Here is a 16,763-nt window from a genome sequence, read left to right as displayed (position 1 = left end):
CGCCGGCGGCGTCGCGGTGATCCGCGTCGGCGGCGCGACCGAGGTCGAGGTGAAGGAGCGCAAGGATCGCGTTGATGACGCGATGCATGCGACCCGCGCGGCCGTGGAAGAAGGCATCGTCCCCGGCGGCGGCGTCGCCCTGCTCCGTGCCTCCGAGCAGCTCAAGGGCCTGCGCACCAAGAACGACGACCAGAAGACCGGCGTCGAGATCGTGCGCAAGGCGCTGTCGGCGCCCGCTCGCCAGATCGCTATCAACGCCGGCGAAGACGGCTCGGTGATCGTCGGCAAGATCCTGGAGAACAAGGCCTATAATTACGGCTTCGATTCCCAGACCGGCGAATATGCCGACCTCGTCAAGAAGGGCATCATCGACCCGACCAAGGTGGTCCGCACCGCGATCCAGAACGCAGCCTCGGTGGCCGCGCTCCTGATCACCACGGAAGCCATGGTCGCCGAGCTGCCCAAGAAGGGCGGCGCCGGCCCGGCGATGCCCCCCGGCGGCGGCATGGGCGGCATGGACTTCTGATCCAGCCATCTCAAGGAGTACGAAACCCCGGCAGCAATGCCGGGGTTTTTGTTTTGGGCAACCTTCCCGCCACCGCCATTCCGGGGCGCGCCCTCTTGGGCGCGAGCCCCGGAATGACGAGCGGACGGAGCGCAGCGCAATCCGGCCACGCACACCGCCTGGATGACGAGACCATTCACCGCACCTTCCCCAGCCGCTCCATGTGCGGCTCGCCGTCTTCGTCGAACGACCAGAAGATCCGCGTCACCTTCCCGACGAGATTGTCCATCGGCACGAAACCGAATGTCGACGTCATGCGGCTGTCGGTGGAATTGTCCCGGTTGTCGCCGAGCACGAAGAAGTGGCCCGGCGGCACCGTGAAGACATCCGTATTGTCCAGGAAGCCGTTATCGATGCAGTCATAGGTCACATAGGACACGCCGCTCGGCAGCGTCTCGCGCCACCGCTTGACCTTGAAGCTGCCATCCACACCGCAGGCGATGCCTGCGAGCCCGTGCTCGAGCGGCGCGCGTCACTGGACGGTCGTTGAGCATGAGCTGGCCCTGCCGCACCTGGATGCGGTCGCCGGGCAGCCCGACCATGCGCTTGACGTAATCGACCGAACTGTCCTTCGCCGTCCGGAACACGACGATTCGCCATATTCCGGTTCGGCGGCGAACAGGCGGCCCGAGATCCAGGACGGCGCGAAAGGAAAGGAATAGCGGCCGTAGCCATAGGCATATTTCGCGACGAAGACGTAGTCGCCGACCATCAGCGTCGGCGCCATCGAACGAGAAGGGATGTTGAACGGCTGATACAGCAAGAAGCGAAACAGGAACGGCGGCGACCACAGCAGCGGAATCAACAGGATCAGGATGACAATCGCCTTCCATTCACGCGACTGCGCCGACGACCGCGGCCGGAATGTTTCCTGAATGGTCATGCACCTGCCCTGATCAAATCCGTAGCCGTCGCGAGATTACGCAACTTTCGCGCGCGTGCAATCCCGGCTCCGTGATCTCGGTCGCATAGGTTCGGCCATTCATGGCAAGGGCGACACAACGGATATGTGAAGGCCGCCCATGGGCCTTCGGGTTTTCACGCGCTCTCGGGTTATCCCCGCGCAAGTTCGCTGAAACACGCTCGCAGCCAGTCGATCGTCACACGTGTCGCGGCGTCGCGCTTGAGATGGTTTTGCACGAGCAGCCAGACGTCGCGGCGTTTCGGCAGCAGCGTGGCGCGCAGGCGGCGATCGCCGAGCAGCTCGGTGCAGCTGTGCTCCGGCAACACGCCAGCGGCCTGATGCGAGCGGATCAGGGTGCGGATGATGCGGACATTGTCGGTCACGCAGCGAGGGCGGATTTTCTTCGTCCGCAGGAATTGCATCTCGGGAATGGCGCCGAGCTCGTCCGGATAAGCGCATAGCACCGGCTCGCCTTCAGTCGCGTCCGGTTCAAAATAGTAGATGCGGATGTCGCCGAGCCTGGAGATCGAAAAGTCGCCCTTGTCGGGCTTGCGCAGGCGGATCGCGAGATCGGCCTCCCAGCGCGAGAACCTGACGTTCTCGCTCGAGGTCAGGAATTGCAGCGTCAGGCCGGGATTGGCGCGCAGGAACTCGCTCGCATGCGGGGACAGCACCTCCTCGGCGACCGCATTGGTCGCGGCGATGCGCAGCCGCCCCACGGGGCCGGGCATGCTCTCACTGATGCGACCGATCTCGGCGGCATGCGCGGCCATGGCTTGGACGTGCGCCAGCACCGCCTCGCACTGACGCGTCGGCTTGCGGACACCGTCGGCAGCCTCAAACAGGCGCAGGCCGAGCGCATATTCGATGCGCGCCAGCCGACGTCCGACCGTGGTCTCGTCGATGCGCAGCCGCGCGCTGGCGCCGGCATAGGTGCCCTCGTCTCTGACCGCGGCGATGATGCGAAGATCGTCCCAATTCATGGTTTCAAGGCTACATCGGCTGGCATTGGCCTGCAATATCGCAGCCGTCGGCTGCAATATCCCTGCATATCGGCAGGCTACCGACGAGCTATGCTCGGCCAACCTTACGCTTGGAGATTCTGAAGATCATGATGCCCGCAAAGACCCTGCTGCAGCTCGCCGGTGCCGACCTCACTCCGCCGCGTCTTGACGACGCCGCGCTGGTGCTGATCGACATCCAGAACGAATATCTCGCAGGTCCCCTCGCCCTGCCGGACGCCAAGCCTGCGATCGCGCGGGCGACCGTCCTGCTGGCGCGGGCGCGCGAGCGCGGATCTGCGATCATCCATATCGCCCATCGCGGCAAGCCCGGCGGCCTGTTCGATCGCTCCGCCGATCGCGGCGCCATCGTCGCCGAGCTCGCGCCGCTTGCGGACGAGCTCGTGATCGAGAAGGAGTTGCCGAACGCTTTCGCCGGCACCGGCCTGCAGGCGCAGCTCGCCGCCAGCGGACGCAACAACATCGTGTTGGCCGGATTCATGACGCACATGTGCGTCAGCTCCACCGCCCGCGCCGCGCTCGATCTCGGGTTTCGCACGACCATCGATGCCGATTCCTGCGCCACGCGTGATCTGCCCGACGGCCGCGGCGGCACGCTGGATGCCCGGACCATCCACGAGGTCGCGCTGGCCGAGCTCTCGGACCGCTTCGCGATCATCGCGCGCGGCGATGCGCTGGCGTGAAGGAGTTCAGGATGCTGCAGCTCTATTTCTTCCCGATGGCCTGCTCGCTCTCGAGCCGTATCGCGCTGATGGAGGCGGGCGTCGAGGCTCAGTATCACCTTGCCCATATCTGGACGAAGAAGGTCGTGGACGACGACACCGATTTCCGCGATGTGTCGCCGAAGGGCGCGGTGCCGGTCCTCGTCCTGGAGAACGGCGAGCGGTTGACCGAAAGCGCGGCAGTGCTGCAATACATCGCCGATGTGAGGCCGCAGGCGGGCCTTGCGCCCCGGTTTGGCGATCCCGACCGCTATCGCCTCCAGGAATGGCTGAGCTTCATCGGCGCCGAGATCCACAAGGCGTTCCTGTTTCCGGCCTTCTGGTACAAGGACGACGGCTCGCTCGCCAAGCCGCGCGCTAGAATTGTGCAGACATTGTCGGCGCCATCAGCGCATCTGGCGGACCGCGAATTCCTGGTCGGTCACGGCTTCACCGTTGCGGATGCGCATCTCACCTGGGCGTTGCTGCTGCTCCGTCATGCAGGAATCGATATCGCGCAGTGGCCATCGTTGGCCGCCTATCTCGAGCGCATGCAGGCGCGGCCCGCCGTGCGTGAGGCGATCGCGACCGAGATGGCGCTGCGCAAGACGATGGCGAGTTGAGCGCGTCTCACTCCACCCGCGCCAGCACCGCGAGCTTGCGGATGCCCTTGTTGCGGTAGGCGTCCAGGAACGCGTAATAATCCTTGAACGACACGCAGCCGTTGGAATCGCCGTTCGGACCGAGCATGAAGGTGTGCGCGAGCAGGCCGTCGCGGCCGTAGATCGCGCTCTCGCCGCCGAGCGGGGTCAGGCGCAGCGCCGGCACGCCGTGGAACAGCGCCTCGCGCGGCTTCAGCGTGTAGATGTGCGGCGGCGTCACACCGCGCATACGCTGGCGCTGGGAGCGCGGATCGTCGAGATTGGAGCCGAGGCCGGAATGCGCCTCGAGCTTGGTGCCATCGGGCAGATAAACCGTCTTGGCGGTGATGTCGTAGACCGCGGTGTCGCGCTCATAGGGCGGCGCACCGCCGAACATCGGATTCTGCTCCTTCGGCGCGATGGACGCTGTGATGCTGGCATCGGCCGAGGCATACGCCAAGAGCCCGCCGGACGGCTCACGCTTGCCCCAGAGTTTCTCGACCATCGATTGGCGCGGACCGGTGATCGACATCACCGCAGCCTTGGCGCGATCGGCGAAGGATTTTGGTTTAGCCTCGGGCGCCGGCACGATCTCGGCCGGATCGGCCGAGGCCAGCTGCACACCGGCGTCAGCGCGCTTGGCCTTGGCAGCGTCCACGATCTTGGCCGAGCCTTGCGGCTTCAGCGCGTCCGCGACCTTCGCGATCACGTTGGGCTTCGCGGCTTCCTTCGACGCATCCTTGATAGCGTCCTTGGCCTCGGCAACGCTGATTGCCGGCGCTGCAGGCGCGGCGCTGGCCGCGCTCGAGGCCACGCCTTGCGTCGCAGCCGCGGCAAAGCGCTCGTTGAACATCTCGCGCGAGATCGGCGCGGTCACCTGCAACCGGTCCGGCAGGAGCGCGAAGGTTTCCTTGACCGCCTCGCCCGCCTCGCGCAGCACCACCTTGGGTGCGCGCTTGATCACGGGCTCGTCGTAGCCGCTGTTGCCGACGGTCGGATAGACGCTGGCGCCAAGGATGTTGTGGTAGATGGTCCAGCCGGCGCCAATCACGACGCAGCCGATCGCCGTGGCGCCGAGCCAATTACGGGTGGTCATTTTCCGGGAAGATTTCCGCGAATAATTCTTCGAGAATTTCTTGGACTTCCGTGCCGCGTTACTCTGCGCAGCGATACTCGTACTCATTCGCCTTGCGTCCAGGACGGTGTCACTCAGTCCCCCTTCGAAGCGCCGCTGGTCACGATCCGGGACCAGCATCTCGCAGAGGGTCGGAGCGTCATTAAGGCGACTTTTAGTTAAATGCAGATTAAGTTCAGGCGGATATGGGGCAACTCGTTAACGTCGTCCCATTTCGGGAAAAAAGCCCGCAGAATTACGGCCTTAGCCGAAACTGTTAACCATGAATTCTCGACCGGTTCAGGCCGGCCACCCGACGCCTCCGCCCGCAGCCAAGACGCACCCAACAGCGCCTTTTTCGTGATCATCAAACTGGGCCTGACCACAGCGCCGAGGGGTTGCGAGGCTGGTGGACTCCAGCCGCCCTGCCGCGCGCCGGGCGGTCGCGGCAACAGCTCATGCAGGTCACGCACCGCGGGACGGAAGTGCTCACGCGGCACGGCGCTGTGACTGAAAGTTGATCGCGCCGGCCTGGAAATCGCCGCGACGAGAAAATAGCTCCTGAGTCAGTACTTTTCGGCAGCCTCTGCGTGTGATACGGTACCGTATCAACATCGCCTTGAACTGTGCCGAGCACGCAAACGGAGGCAGGCATGAGAGGCTTTTCGCGCGCCGGGTTTTGCGCCCTGGCGTGTTTATTGTTGTTGATTGGGTTTGCAAGGGCACAGTCTGCTGCCAATGCGGGCTGTACGGCATCGCCGTCGGCCGTGGGCACGCAGGTTTGGCGCTGCGACAACGGCATCACGATCGTTGCGGAAAACGGCGCCAGATTTGAACTAAAGGACGCCAACCGCGACGGACATATAGACTCCGTGGAATTGAGCAGCAAAGCCCTGCTGATCGAGGTGCCCAAGAAGCCCGGCGGCAATCCCTTCAAGGTGTTGACCCCGCAGGCGATCGCGGCGGTGCGCGGCACGAAATGGGCGGTCGATGTCGCGGACGCCAAGACCTCCGTGTTCGTCGCTGACGGCCGCGTCGGCGTGACCCGCAGGGCTCGTGGACGCGGTGTCGTGCTCGGACCCGGCGAAGGGGTCGATGTCGAGGCAACCGGCCCGTTGACCGTCAAGACGTGGGGCCAGCCGCGCGTCGACGCGCTGATGGCACGACTCGGACAATAAGCTGGGTCGATAAGGCTCAGCTCAATAAGATTTGGACAGTAGAAGATTGCAAACCGACCGCATGCGTAGCCGACGCGTTCAGATCCTGGTGGCACTCGTTCTCACCGCGCTATGGGGCGCGGGCATCTTTGCCGCGCACGCCAACGGCCATCTGCGCTTTCTCGACCGCCTCGAAGCGACGTTGACGGATTGGCGGACCCAGGTCCGCGGCGTGCAGCGCCCGCCCGATCTCGTCACCATCGTAGCGATCGACGATACTGTGGTGAAGCGCGGCGGCAGCTATCCGCTGCCCCGGGCCGATCTCGCCCGCGTCGTCGACACCATCGTGCAGTTCAAGCCGAAGGTCATCGCGATCGACTTGCTGCTGGTCGACCGCAGTGCCGCGATCGGCGATGCGACGCTCGCCAACACGCTCGCCACCGGTCCGATGGTGCTCGCGGCGGCGGCGATCTTCCCGACCGACAGCGAGACCGTGGCGCCGAGCAGCGAAGGTCCCCTTGCGGTCCTGCCGCAGGCCGAGCGCTTCCTGCTGCCGCTGCCCGCCTTCGCCGAGCATGCAGAGGTCGGCGTCGTCAACGTCGCGACGGGACAGTCGGGCTCGCCGCTTTCGGTGCCGATGCTGTTCCGGACGGCCGACAAGGTCGAGCTGTCGTTTCCTTTGCGCGTGGCGGCCCGCGCGCTCGACAAGCCGCTGACGATCGCGCCGGATCATCTCAGGCTCGGTGACCGCGTGGTGCCGACCGATACCGACTTCGCGCTGCCGATCACCTATTACGGCCCGCGCCGCACCATCCGCACCGTCAGCGCGCAGAGCATTTTCGACGGCACGCTCAACCGCGCCGCGATCGAGAACCGGATCGTCGTGATCGGCGCCGCGGTCGCCGGCGGCGGCGACTTCTACCCGACGCCGTTCGATTCGCTGATGCCCGGCGTCGAGGTGGTCGCGACCGCAATCACCCACCTCGTCGCTGGCGACGGCATCGTGCGCGACCGCAGGGTGCATACCGCCGACGCATTCGCCGCGATCCTCTTGCCAATGCTGTTGGTCGGCCTGCTTGCCTGGCGGCGCAGTGCACTCGGCATCATGGCGGCGGCCGCGGTGATGATCGCGTGGGCCGGGCTGAACCTGTTCGCGTTCACCCACGGCATCTGGCTGAATGCCGCGACGACGCTCGCCGCGGCCGTGCCGCCGGTTGCGATCTTTGCCGGCGTGCAGCTGTGGGCGGGAGGCCGCCGCACGCAATATCTCGCCGCCAAGAGCAGGTCGCTGGCGCAATTCCAGGCGCCGGCGGTGCAGGACTGGCTGGCGCGCGATCCGAATTTCCTGTCCAAGCCCATTCGGCAAGACGCCGCCGTGGTTTTCATCGATCTCTCTGGCTTCACAGGCTTGAGCGAACGGACCGATCCGGACGCGCTCCAGGACATCCTGAAGGCGTTCCACGCGCTGCTGGACAAGACCGCAGCCGATTGCGGCGGCTTGATCACCGGCTTTCTCGGCGATGGCGCCATGATCCTGTTCGGACTGCCGCGCGCAATACCCGATGACGCGGCGCGCGCGCTGAAATGCGCGATCGACCTGCATCGCGGAGTCGAGCGCTGGATCGCCTCGTTGCCGCCTGCCATCGGACATCAGCTCGGCTTCAAGATCGGCGCGCATTTCGGCGAGATCGTCGCCTCCCGCCTCGGCGAAAGCCACCAGCACATCACGGCGACCGGCGACACCGTCAACGTCGCGAGCCGGCTGATGGAGGTCGCCGCCCGGAACGGCGCGCGGCTTGCGCTGAGCGATACGCTGCTGGACACCGCCGACTTCCACGGCGCTCCCGACGGCATCCTGTCAGGCCCCCTGCTCACGCAAGTCCGCGGCCGCTCCGGCGTCGTGACCGTCTGGTTCTGGCGCGATCGGGACGTACCGGACCAGGCCGCCACCAAGGCCGAGATGATCGGCTGAAGCCCTTACCGCGCTTCCGGCGGCGGGGAGCGGTCGAGCACGTCGCCCTTGGCGCCTTCCAAGAGATCGATGCCGTAGGTCTCGACCACGAGCGGCCCGCGCTTGCGCTGCAATTGCGCAATCTGCGTCACCTTCTCAAAGAGGTCGTTGAGGGCAGGATGACCATCGCTGCGCAGCTCGTCGACATAGAGCAGCTTGCCGGCGAGCAGCTTGGGATCGGGGTCGGGCATGTTGACCCAGCGGATGCGCTGGGTCTGCTGGGCCACGCAGGTGCCGCGCGGCAAATAAAAGGCGAGCCAGCCCGTGGTGCCATAGTCCTGCGCGAGCACACAGGTCGCGCCACTGCGCGCGCGCACCGCTTCGATCTGCGCGGCAAGCTCACGCCAGCCGACGCCGACGCTGCGCACAGTGGCATCGCGGCGATAGCCGGACAGCCAGCCGGTATTGGCCTGCACGATCAGGACCGCAAACATCACGATGCTGACCGGCGCGGCCCACCGCAGGCAGAAATCCACCAGGCGCCGCTGGCGCGGCTTCCACTGCACGAGGTTGGCGGCGGCGGCCGCGGCGACGACGAAGGGTGGGTAGACCGGCGCAAACCAGTTGGCCTCGACGCGGGCGTGTAGCGAATGCCAGACGAAATAAGCAACGACGGTCCAGAACATCGTCGCGATCAGCACGCGCGAGGCCAGCGCGCCGGCCCGGTGCCAGGTCAGCGCATGCAGCCCCATCGCGCCCAGGATGAAGACGAGCGGGGTCGCAAACGCGATCTGGGTCGGGATCAGCTCGGCGATGAAGACGGGACGGAAGTCCTCGATTCTGGCGCGGCCGAGCTGCTTTGCGAACGACACCCAGTGATGGTCCGCATTCCAGAGGATCACCGGCGAGAACAGCGCGAGGGCCACGAGACCGCCGAGATAGGGCCAGGGCGAGAGAAACCAGTGCCGCAGCTTCGGGACGGAAGCGAGCCAGATCAGGATCGCCAGCCCAAAGAACATCGCGGTGTATTTCGACAGCAGCGCCGCACCGACGGCCGCGCCGGCCGCAAGCCACCATGCTCCGCGTCCGGTCTCCAGCACCTTTGCGAGGAAGAACAGCACGAAACTGGAGGCGACCAGCAGCGGCGCATCAGGCGTGACGATCAGCGTGCCAACCGCGGCCATCATCGTCACGTTGAGCAGGATGGCGCTGGTGGCGGCCACGCGCGCGCTGCCGAACAGGATCGCGGCCGAGCGGTAGACCGCATAGCTCATCGGCAGCGCCAGCAGGATCGAGACAAGGCGGACGCCGAGCTCAGTGTCGCCGGCAATCATGGTGCCGGCGCGGATCACATAGGCCACCATCGGCGGGTGGTCGTAGTAACCGCCCGCCAAATTTTTCGACCACATCCAGTAATAGGCTTCGTCGAAGGTGATCGGCGTGAAAGCCGCGGCGACCAGCCGCAACACGACCAACGCAAGAATCGTGAGCGCGGTGTTGCGGACGATCCGCGCGTCAGCTCCGCCCATATCGCGCTATTTCTTGCGCCAGACGAACAGTCCGGACATCGCGTAGTTCCACACCACGCCCATCAATGCACCGGCCATGCCGGCCAGCCACCAGATCGGCTCCTGGTCGTAGACCGAGAAGGCGACGCCGACATTGGCGAGCAGGCCGACGCTGCACACGATGTAGAAGGCGATCAAGCCGCGCAGCAGCGCAAAGCCCTTCAGCCGCTGGTCGCGATAAGTGAGGAAGTTGTTGAGGATGAAATTGCTGGTCATGGCGACGATGGCGCCGGCGGCCTGCGCCTCCGCGAACGGCGCCTTGAACAGCTGAAGCGCGATGAACAGCGTGGCGAGATGCACCACGAGGCCGATGCCGCCGACCATCGCGAACAAGATAAAGCGCAGCGAGACGATGTCGTTGCTCAGCTTGGCCAGCACGAGGCCAAGGAAGTCCAGCGCGACCATGGAATCGAGCTTGCTCTCGCCGTGCTGCCGGGCGCCAAAGGTGTAGGGAATCTCGACCGCACGTAAGTTGCCATGCGCGGTCGCGACCAGGTCGAGCAGGATCTTGAAACCGTGCACCGACAGCTTTGGCGCGAGCTGCTCGAAACGATCGCGGCGGATCATGAAGAAGCCGCTCATGGGATCGGCGATCTCGACCCGCAGCATCTTCCGGGCGAACTCGGTCGCCAGCGCGCTGGCCCCCGCGCGCTGCTTGTTGAAGCCCTCGCTCTTGTAGCCCTCGATGTAGCGGCTGCCGACCACGATGTCGGCTTGATCGCTCGCGAGCAGCAACAGCATCTTCGGCAGTTGCGTCTCGTCATGCTGCAGGTCGGCGTCGATCACGGCCACATAGGGTGCGCTCGAGGCGAGGATGCCCTCGATGCAGGCGCCTGACAGGCCGCGGCGGCCGATGCGGCGGACACAGCGCACACGGCTGTCGCGCTGCGCCAGCGCACGCACGACGTCCCAGGTGCCGTCGGGCGAATTGTCGTCGACGAACACGACTTCCCAGGCGACGCTGGCGAGCGTCGCCTCCAGCCGCCGGTACAGCACCGTGACGTTGTCGCGCTCGTTGAAAGTCGGGACGATCACCGACAGTTCCGGCCCCTCTTGAGCCTGCGGCAGGTTGTCGGCGCCCGGTCTGATCGCTTCATTCATGACGGAGCGTATATCCGCCGTGTCTTGCGCTGCCAAGTTCTTGCGCTACCAAGCCGAGGTTTGTGTGGGGAACGGCCCAAAAGAGGGCCTAAAATGCCAACGACCCCGGAACGGCGGGCCGCGCGTACATCCGGCGCAGGCCTGAGCTATTCCAAGGTCGTTCCAACGACGGAGAACGTCACTCAACGTCGCCGTTAGAAGCTAGATAGGAATGGCGAGGCCGCTCCGCAAGGCCCCCTTCAGGGCACTTTTCCGCCCCCTATTGGTTGGGCACTTCCCGAATCACAGGCCCTCGCGGCGCCGGCGCGGCAGGGGCGGCGGGTGCCGCGGCAGGGGCTGACTCGACTTTTACCGGCTTGGGCGGCCTGCCGTACTGGCCAATCGGGCCGAATACGACGGCGACCGCAAGCACGGCCGCCGCGACGATCGCGCCCAGAATGCCCCCCACCGACTCAGACGACATGGACCCATCCCTGTTCCAGATGCGCCCAGTGATATCATGGATGACCGCACAGCCGGAAGGGTTCGCCATGCCGCAAAGCTCAATGGAGCTATTTCTGCGGCGGCCGGTGCTTGACGTAGGCCATCACAATGTCCTTCTGCGCCGACTCCACCGCCCTGTTTGCGGTATCGAGATGGGCGCCGGCATCGATGTTGGGGTAATGCGTGGTGAGATAATCGAGCAGCACCACGCGATAATATTGCCGCTCCGATGGACAGGCGCCCGCGACCGAACGGCCAAAATCCTGTTCCGACAGGCCCTGATTAGAGTCGCGGGAATATTCCCGCGCCAGGCAATGCCAGTAATCGTCGCGGCCCTGCTGGGCGAGTTTCTGTGCGCTTTTGGTGTCGTCGTCATCCGCCAAAGCAGAACATGTCATGGCAGCAGATGTCATCATGACGAGCGCGGCTCCCAGCAACAGCATCCGCATCTTGTTCTCCTTTTTTCGCGGGTCCAGGCGCGAGCTTAGACAGGACCGGCCAACTGGCCAATCACAACTGGTTTGATTAGGATGAGGTCCCTCCCCGTCGATGCGAGATCCTTCCGTGGCCAAAGCAAAAACCGCGTCAAAAAAATCCGGCAACATCTTCATCGGCATCGGCGGCTGGACCTTCGAGCCCTGGCGCGGCGTGTTCTATCCGGAGAAGCTGACGCAGGCCAAGGAGCTGTCGTACGCCGCCTCGAAGCTGACCTCGATCGAGATCAACGGCACCTATTACGGCTCACAGAAGCCGGAGAGCTTTCGCAAATGGGCGAGCGAGGTGCCCGAGGGTTTCGTGTTCTCGGTGAAGGGACCGCGCTTCGCCACCAATCGCCGCGTGCTCGCCGAGGCGGGCGATTCCATCAAGCGGTTCTACGATTCCGGCGTGCTGGAGCTCGGCGACCATCTCGGGCCGGTGCTCTGGCAGTTCGCGCCGACGAAAAAATTCGACGGCGCCGATTTCGGCAAGTTTCTGGAGCTGCTGCCGCGCCAGCTCGACGGACGCGCGCTGCGCCATGTCGTGGAAGTGCGCCATGACAGCTTCTGCACGCCGGATTTCGTTGCGCTGATCCGCGAATTCGAGACGCCGGTGGTGTTCGCCGAGCACGGCAAATATCCGGCGATTGCCGACGTCGCCGGCGACTTCGTCTATGCAAGGCTTCAGAAGGGCAATGACGAGATCAAGACCTGCTATCCGCCGAAGCAGCTCGATGCCTGGGCCGCGCGCTTTCAGGCCTGGGCTTCGGGCAGTGAACCCGATGACCTGCCGAAGGTTGACAAAGCCAAGCCGAAGAAGGAGCCGCGCGACGTGTTCGCCTACGTCATCCACGAAGGCAAGGTGCGCGCGCCGCAGGGCGCCATGGAACTGATCGCGCGGGTGAGCTGAGGATGTCCATGGCGAAGGCGAAAAAACTCTTCACCATCGGCTATGAGCAGACACCGCCCAAAGCGGTTCTCGACGAGCTGGAGCAGGCCGGCGTCAAGCTCGTGGTCGACGTGCGCGCGGTGACGTCCTCGCGCCGGCCGGGCTTTTCCAAGAAGCAGCTGTCCGCGGGCCTCGATGAGCGCGGCATCGGCTATGTCCACCTCGCCGCGCTCGGCACTCCGAAGGAAGGCCGGCTCGCCGCGCGCAGCGGGCAATACGACGTGCTGGAGAAGATCTATTCAAAGCACCTGAAGACGCCGCAGGCGAGGGAAGAGATGGACGAGCTCTCGGCGCTGGTGAAGAAGGCCGGCCCGGTGTGCCTGCTCTGCTACGAGCGCGACCACACCCACTGCCACCGCCAGATGATTGCGGAGATCATCGAGGAGCGCGATGGCGTGGCGGTGACGAATCTGGCGGGGCGGCAGGTGTAGCGCTTCGTCATTCCGGAGCCTGCGTCAGCGCGAACTACGGTGCGCAATTGCGCACCTGAGAATCCATCGGGCGGCAGAGTTGGTGGACGGCTTCCGGGCTCAGCGCAACGCGCTGCCCCGGAACGACAAATCAGCCCAGCTTAAACGTCCCTTCCATCATCTGCACGCAGCTGCCACCGACATGGGCGGAGCGGATCTTGCCGTCCTGCTTGCGCACCCGCGTCAGCAGCAGGCTCGGCCGGCCCATGTCAAAACCTTGACCGACGGTGAGCTTGAATTCGCCGTCGCGCGCGGGGTCGAGGTCGGCGAACAGCGCGGCGGCCGCGACCGTGGCGCTGCCGGTGGCAGGATCCTCGGCGAGACCGCCGGCACCGCGCATGAACATCCGCGCTTGAAGCTCGCAGGGCGCCTCCGCCGCGGGCACATCGCGCGTATAGAACCAGGCCGAGGCCGCGCCGTCGCGCGGAAATACCCGGCCAAAGGCCGCCGCATCGGATCTCGCCTGCTTGAGCGCATCGCGCGAATGCAGCTCGATCACCAGAAATGGCGTTCCAACACCGACAACCTGCGGCACGTGACGGTCGACCTTGATATCCTCCGCGCTGAGCGAAATACAGCTCGCGGCATCCAGGGCAGGCAATTGCGACAGCCGGGACAGCGGCTGCGGCGCGGTGAGCTCGGTGCTCACCACCCGGCCCTGCTCCCGCCGGATGTCGACCGGCACGAGTCCGGCCTTCTCTTCGAACAGCAGGCGCGGCTTCGGCTCCTTGGCGATCGTCGCCAGCACGAAGGCCGTGCCGACATTCGGATGACCTGCAAAGGGCATCTCCCTGACGGGGGTGAAGATGCGCACCTCGGCATCATTCGCCTTGTCGCGCGGCGGCAGCACGAAGGTCGTCTCGGAGTAGTTGAATTCGGTGGCGATCGCCTGCATCTGCTCAGTGGAGAGCCCGCCGGCATCGAGCACCACGGCGAGCTGATTGCCGCCAAAGGCGCGGTCGGTGAACACATCGACGGTGATGTAGCGGCGCTGCATCTTTCGTTTCCCCATGCAAGTCGCGGCCGCAACCGGCCGCGTCTTCGGCAACACTACAGGCCGGCAGCATCGCCCGTCATGCCCCAAAATTCGGAGCAATCGGAGCATTCCCGGAAGAGACGGTGAGCGCTTTGCCTACGCCCCGTTCCAGACAGCGCTCACCCCAGCTGAAACACCGCGACCGGCCGCTCATAGCCGCGCACCTCGACCTCGCCCAGCGCCACGGCGTCGCTGCCGTCGTCGCCCAGCACTTCGCGGACGGATGCGGAAATCAGGAGCTGGGAGCCGAACTCCTTGTTCAGCGCCTCCAGCCGCGAGGCGAAGTTCACGGTGTCGCCGATGACCGTGTATTCCTTGCGTCGGGGCGAGCCGATATTGCCGGGGACAACCTCACCGAAATGGATGCCGATGCCGATCCGCAGCGGCCAGCTGGTTTGCGCGTTGATGCGATTCATCGCGGTTAGCATCTCGCGGCCTGCGGCGACAGCGCGATGCGCGGCGTCGGAGGCTTCCAGCGGCGCGCCGAACAGCGCGAGAAAACCGTCACCCAAAAACTTGTTCACGATACCGCCGTGGCGATCGAGAATGTCGACCAATATTGCGAAGGCGCCGTCGAGCCGGTCGACCACCTCCTGGGGCGTGCGGGACTGCGCGCCGGCCGTGAAGCCGCGGAAATCGACGAACATCACCGCGACGCGGCGGAGATCACCGCTGGCGCTCGTTCCCGCCGCCATCAGCCGCTCCACCACCTGCGGCGAGACGTGTTGGCCGAACAGATTGGTCACCCGGTCGCGCGCGGTCGCCGCCGCGATGCTCGCGGCAAATTGCCGCCGCAGCTGCGCGCCGACGGCGCCGGCGAGCACGCCGCAGATCAGGATGACAATGCTGCGCACCGCGTGAAAATAGATCTGGGGCTCGCCGGCTTCGCTCGCCAAATTGTAATACAGCGCGACGGCCAGAAGTCCGGCGGCGGCCACGAAACCCGTGAAGGTGGAGAGCCAGAAATCGAGCCGCAGGGTCGAGAGGATGACAAAAATGAAGTACATCAGCGGCACGGCGAAGCCGAGCGCCTGGCTCGCGCCCATGGTCCGGATTTGCAGGATGAGAATCACCGTGGGCAGCGAGGTCTCGATCAGCGTGCCGATATAGCGCCTGATCACCGGCAGGTCGCGATCGAGGCGGAGGTTCTTCCTGATCTGGGTGTGGACCCAGACTTCGAACAGGATGAAACCGACCAGAAGGCCATAGACCTCGATCAGCCCTTCCGTTCCGCGCCAGACCCGGTTCACGACAGCGGGCTCGATCAGATAGATCGCGGTGAGGAACAACACCATGACGCAGCCCGTCATGATCAGCGCGCGCACCCGCAACAGTTCGGTGCGCAGCACCTCCCGCGTCAGCTCACGCTCGAAATCGTCCGATAGCACGGCATGCTGCCGCGTCTTCCTGCTCGCAAATTTCGCCATTCCGCCCCTCGATTCCGGGGGCATCTTGCCTCAATCCAGCGTGCGGCGGAAGCGCGTCACTGCGATGGTCATGGCAAGCAGCATCAGGGCCGCCAGCGCCAGCGTGTCGAAGCGCAGGTTCTGCATGGTCGCGCCCTTCAGCATGATGGCGCGGACGATACGCAGATAATGGGTCAGCGGCAGGCCCTCGCCGAGATATTGCGCCCAGGCCGGCATCCCCGCGAACGGGAACATGAAGCCGGAGAGCAGGATGCTCGGCAGAAAGAACATCATCGACATCTGCATGGCCTGAAGTTGGTTCTGCACCAGCGTGGAGATCGTGTAGCCGATCGACAGATTCGTGGTGATGAACAGCGTCGAGAGCAGCGCCAGGAGGAACAGATTGCCAAGCAGGGGCACGCCGAACAGGCCGACACCAATGCCAATGATGAGGAAGGCCTGGAGGAAGCCGACCAGGACGTAAGGCACGATCTTGCCGAACATCACCTCGACCGGCTTGATCGGCATCGACAACAGGCTCTCCATGGTGCCGCGCTCGACCTCGCGCGTGACCGACAGCGCGGTGAAGATCAGCATGGTCATGGTGAGGATGGTGCCGACGAGGCCCGGCACGATGTTGAGGCTGGAGGCCGCGGCCGGATTGTAGCGGGCATGGGCGCGGATCTCGAACGGCATCTCCGGGGGATCGCCGATGTAGAGATCGTGCTTGAGCGCGGTCTGCACCACCATGCCGAGCGAACCGATCGCCGAGCTTGCCGCAACCGGATCGGTGGCGTCGGCCGCGACCAGCAGCGCCGGCCTGTCGCCGCGCCGCACCGCCCGCTCGAAGCCGCGCGGGATCTCGACGCCGAACAGCACCTTGCCGGATTTCAGCAGATTGTCGAAATCATCGACATCGTGCACTTCATAGAGGAAGCGGAAATAGGCGGTGTTCTCCAGCGCCTTCAGGATCGAGCGGGCGAGATCGGAGTCCTCCTGGAGCAGCACCGCGCTTGGCAGGTTACGCGGTGTGGTGTTGATGGCATAGCCGAACAGCATGAGCTGCATCACCGGCAGCATCACGATCATGGCGAACGAGACGCGGTCGCGCCTCAGCTGGATGAACTCCTTGACCAGCATCGCATAGGAGCGTTTCCAGAAGCCGAAGCGCTCCCGGATTTCGTGGGCCGGCGCGGGATGATCGACAGCGCTCATGGGA

19 protein-coding genes are annotated in these 16,763 nt (G+C 65.0%); 7 read left to right on the top strand and 12 right to left on the bottom strand.

The window, feature by feature from the left end:
- Window positions 1-526 (top strand): TCP-1/cpn60 chaperonin family protein (locus IVA92_RS33890; protein WP_276327052.1); only part of this gene is annotated, 526 nt, incomplete at its 5' end.
- A 175-nt stretch (window positions 527-701) separates the two neighbouring features.
- On the opposite strand, the gene lepB is transcribed toward IVA92_RS33890, so the two are convergent.
- The 4 genes from lepB to IVA92_RS33880 form a co-directional block, all read right to left on the bottom strand.
- Window positions 702-995: a signal peptidase I gene (gene lepB / locus IVA92_RS35700; protein WP_346015466.1), complete on the bottom strand. Its 294-nt coding sequence runs from the start codon at window positions 993-995 to the stop codon at window positions 702-704.
- Window positions 925-1,107: a S26 family signal peptidase gene (locus tag IVA92_RS35695; protein ID WP_253075131.1), complete on the bottom strand. Its 183-nt coding sequence runs from the start codon at window positions 1,105-1,107 to the stop codon at window positions 925-927. Before IVA92_RS35695 ends, lepB begins: the two co-directional genes overlap by 71 nt.
- On the bottom strand, window positions 1,038-1,448 hold the full coding sequence (locus IVA92_RS35690) for a S26 family signal peptidase (protein WP_253075130.1): 411 nt from the start codon (window positions 1,446-1,448) through the stop codon (window positions 1,038-1,040). Before IVA92_RS35690 ends, IVA92_RS35695 begins: the two co-directional genes overlap by 70 nt.
- Window positions 1,449-1,618: 170 nt before the next feature.
- Window positions 1,619-2,452 carry a LysR family transcriptional regulator gene (locus IVA92_RS33880; RefSeq protein ID WP_247280760.1) on the bottom strand — a complete coding sequence of 278 codons (834 nt, stop codon included), beginning with the start codon at window positions 2,450-2,452 and terminating at the stop codon, window positions 1,619-1,621.
- 128 nt (window positions 2,453-2,580) lie between these two features.
- Between IVA92_RS33880 and IVA92_RS33875 the strand changes: the two genes are divergently transcribed.
- Both IVA92_RS33875 and IVA92_RS33870 read left to right on the top strand, forming a co-directional pair.
- Window positions 2,581-3,174, top strand: a complete 594-nt coding sequence (locus tag IVA92_RS33875; RefSeq protein WP_247280759.1) for a cysteine hydrolase family protein — start codon at window positions 2,581-2,583, stop codon at window positions 3,172-3,174.
- A gap of 11 nt (window positions 3,175-3,185) precedes the next feature.
- Entirely contained in the window at window positions 3,186-3,815 is a 630-nt protein-coding gene (locus IVA92_RS33870) for a glutathione S-transferase N-terminal domain-containing protein (RefSeq protein WP_247280758.1), read from the top strand.
- A gap of 7 nt (window positions 3,816-3,822) precedes the next feature.
- Here the strand turns inward: IVA92_RS33870 and IVA92_RS33865 are convergent, their stop codons facing one another.
- Window positions 3,823-4,929: a DUF2778 domain-containing protein gene (locus IVA92_RS33865; RefSeq protein WP_247280757.1), complete on the bottom strand. Its 1,107-nt coding sequence runs from the start codon at window positions 4,927-4,929 to the stop codon at window positions 3,823-3,825.
- A 671-nt stretch (window positions 4,930-5,600) separates the two neighbouring features.
- Between IVA92_RS33865 and IVA92_RS33860 the strand changes: the two genes are divergently transcribed.
- Both IVA92_RS33860 and IVA92_RS33855 read left to right on the top strand, forming a co-directional pair.
- Entirely contained in the window at window positions 5,601-6,125 is a 525-nt protein-coding gene (locus IVA92_RS33860) for a FecR domain-containing protein (RefSeq protein ID WP_247280756.1), read from the top strand.
- A 61-nt stretch (window positions 6,126-6,186) separates the two neighbouring features.
- The gene (locus IVA92_RS33855) at window positions 6,187-8,076 is read left to right on the top strand and encodes an adenylate/guanylate cyclase domain-containing protein (RefSeq protein ID WP_247280755.1); all 1,890 of its coding nucleotides are present in this window, start codon (window positions 6,187-6,189) and stop codon (window positions 8,074-8,076) included.
- 5 nt (window positions 8,077-8,081) lie between these two features.
- Here the strand turns inward: IVA92_RS33855 and IVA92_RS33850 are convergent, their stop codons facing one another.
- The 4 genes from IVA92_RS33850 to IVA92_RS33835 all read right to left on the bottom strand — a co-directional run bounded on the left by IVA92_RS33850 (window position 8,082) and on the right by IVA92_RS33835 (window position 11,656).
- The gene (locus IVA92_RS33850; protein ID WP_247280754.1) at window positions 8,082-9,584 is read right to left on the bottom strand and encodes a glycosyltransferase family 39 protein; all 1,503 of its coding nucleotides are present in this window, start codon (window positions 9,582-9,584) and stop codon (window positions 8,082-8,084) included.
- 6 nt (window positions 9,585-9,590) lie between these two features.
- A complete protein-coding gene (locus IVA92_RS33845) occupies window positions 9,591-10,724 on the bottom strand; it encodes a glycosyltransferase family 2 protein (protein WP_247280753.1) in 1,134 nt (377 codons plus the stop codon).
- A gap of 259 nt (window positions 10,725-10,983) precedes the next feature.
- Window positions 10,984-11,187: a hypothetical protein gene (locus tag IVA92_RS33840; RefSeq protein ID WP_247280752.1), complete on the bottom strand. Its 204-nt coding sequence runs from the start codon at window positions 11,185-11,187 to the stop codon at window positions 10,984-10,986.
- Between the two features lie 88 nt (window positions 11,188-11,275).
- The gene (locus IVA92_RS33835) at window positions 11,276-11,656 is read right to left on the bottom strand and encodes a hypothetical protein (RefSeq protein ID WP_247280751.1); all 381 of its coding nucleotides are present in this window, start codon (window positions 11,654-11,656) and stop codon (window positions 11,276-11,278) included.
- A gap of 100 nt (window positions 11,657-11,756) precedes the next feature.
- Between IVA92_RS33835 and IVA92_RS33830 the strand changes: the two genes are divergently transcribed.
- A complete protein-coding gene (locus tag IVA92_RS33830; RefSeq protein WP_247280750.1) occupies window positions 11,757-12,593 on the top strand; it encodes a DUF72 domain-containing protein in 837 nt (278 codons plus the stop codon).
- Between the two features lie 8 nt (window positions 12,594-12,601).
- A complete protein-coding gene (locus tag IVA92_RS33825) occupies window positions 12,602-13,063 on the top strand; it encodes a DUF488 domain-containing protein (protein WP_247280749.1) in 462 nt (153 codons plus the stop codon).
- A 130-nt stretch (window positions 13,064-13,193) separates the two neighbouring features.
- Here the strand turns inward: IVA92_RS33825 and IVA92_RS33820 are convergent, their stop codons facing one another.
- The 3 genes from IVA92_RS33820 to IVA92_RS33810 all read right to left on the bottom strand — a co-directional run bounded on the left by IVA92_RS33820 (window position 13,194) and on the right by IVA92_RS33810 (window position 16,759).
- Window positions 13,194-14,099 carry a PhzF family phenazine biosynthesis protein gene (locus IVA92_RS33820; RefSeq protein ID WP_247280748.1) on the bottom strand — a complete coding sequence of 302 codons (906 nt, stop codon included), beginning with the start codon at window positions 14,097-14,099 and terminating at the stop codon, window positions 13,194-13,196.
- Window positions 14,100-14,257: 158 nt separating this feature from the next.
- Window positions 14,258-15,565, bottom strand: coding sequence for an adenylate/guanylate cyclase domain-containing protein (locus IVA92_RS33815; protein WP_247280747.1), 1,308 nt, complete (start codon window positions 15,563-15,565; stop codon window positions 14,258-14,260).
- A gap of 30 nt (window positions 15,566-15,595) precedes the next feature.
- Complete coding sequence (locus IVA92_RS33810; protein WP_247280746.1) at window positions 15,596-16,759, bottom strand: ABC transporter permease; 1,164 nt, start codon at window positions 16,757-16,759, stop codon at window positions 15,596-15,598.
- Window positions 16,760-16,763 lie beyond the last annotated feature (4 nt).

The sequence above is a fragment of the Bradyrhizobium sp. 154 genome, assembly GCF_023073875.1.
In the GTDB taxonomy this organism is placed as follows: domain Bacteria; phylum Pseudomonadota; class Alphaproteobacteria; order Rhizobiales; family Xanthobacteraceae; genus Bradyrhizobium.
The sequence above is the reverse complement of the archived record's forward strand: the minus strand, read 5'-3'. Positions and strand labels throughout refer to the sequence as shown.

What these genes read in the sequence shown, in the direction of transcription:
- IVA92_RS35695 (WP_253075131.1), bottom strand. Translation starts at nt 1,107, where the DNA reads ATGGTCGGGCTGCCCGGCGACCGCATCCAGGTGCGGCAGGGCCAGCTC.
- IVA92_RS35690 (WP_253075130.1), bottom strand. Translation starts at nt 1,448, where the DNA reads ATGACCATTCAGGAAACATTCCGGCCGCGGTCGTCGGCGCAGTCGCGT.
- IVA92_RS33880 (WP_247280760.1), bottom strand. Translation starts at nt 2,452, where the DNA reads ATGAATTGGGACGATCTTCGCATCATCGCCGCGGTCAGAGACGAGGGC.
- IVA92_RS33875 (WP_247280759.1), top strand. Translation starts at nt 2,581, where the DNA reads ATGATGCCCGCAAAGACCCTGCTGCAGCTCGCCGGTGCCGACCTCACT.
- IVA92_RS33870 (WP_247280758.1), top strand. Translation starts at nt 3,186, where the DNA reads ATGCTGCAGCTCTATTTCTTCCCGATGGCCTGCTCGCTCTCGAGCCGT.
- IVA92_RS33865 (WP_247280757.1), bottom strand. Translation starts at nt 4,929, where the DNA reads ATGACCACCCGTAATTGGCTCGGCGCCACGGCGATCGGCTGCGTCGTG.
- IVA92_RS33860 (WP_247280756.1), top strand. Translation starts at nt 5,601, where the DNA reads ATGAGAGGCTTTTCGCGCGCCGGGTTTTGCGCCCTGGCGTGTTTATTG.
- IVA92_RS33855 (WP_247280755.1), top strand. Translation starts at nt 6,187, where the DNA reads ATGCGTAGCCGACGCGTTCAGATCCTGGTGGCACTCGTTCTCACCGCG.
- IVA92_RS33850 (WP_247280754.1), bottom strand. Translation starts at nt 9,584, where the DNA reads ATGGGCGGAGCTGACGCGCGGATCGTCCGCAACACCGCGCTCACGATT.
- IVA92_RS33845 (WP_247280753.1), bottom strand. Translation starts at nt 10,724, where the DNA reads ATGAATGAAGCGATCAGACCGGGCGCCGACAACCTGCCGCAGGCTCAA.
- IVA92_RS33840 (WP_247280752.1), bottom strand. Translation starts at nt 11,187, where the DNA reads ATGTCGTCTGAGTCGGTGGGGGGCATTCTGGGCGCGATCGTCGCGGCG.
- IVA92_RS33835 (WP_247280751.1), bottom strand. Translation starts at nt 11,656, where the DNA reads ATGCGGATGCTGTTGCTGGGAGCCGCGCTCGTCATGATGACATCTGCT.
- IVA92_RS33830 (WP_247280750.1), top strand. Translation starts at nt 11,757, where the DNA reads ATGCGAGATCCTTCCGTGGCCAAAGCAAAAACCGCGTCAAAAAAATCC.
- IVA92_RS33825 (WP_247280749.1), top strand. Translation starts at nt 12,602, where the DNA reads ATGGCGAAGGCGAAAAAACTCTTCACCATCGGCTATGAGCAGACACCG.
- IVA92_RS33820 (WP_247280748.1), bottom strand. Translation starts at nt 14,099, where the DNA reads ATGCAGCGCCGCTACATCACCGTCGATGTGTTCACCGACCGCGCCTTT.
- IVA92_RS33815 (WP_247280747.1), bottom strand. Translation starts at nt 15,565, where the DNA reads ATGGCGAAATTTGCGAGCAGGAAGACGCGGCAGCATGCCGTGCTATCG.
- IVA92_RS33810 (WP_247280746.1), bottom strand. Translation starts at nt 16,759, where the DNA reads ATGAGCGCTGTCGATCATCCCGCGCCGGCCCACGAAATCCGGGAGCGC.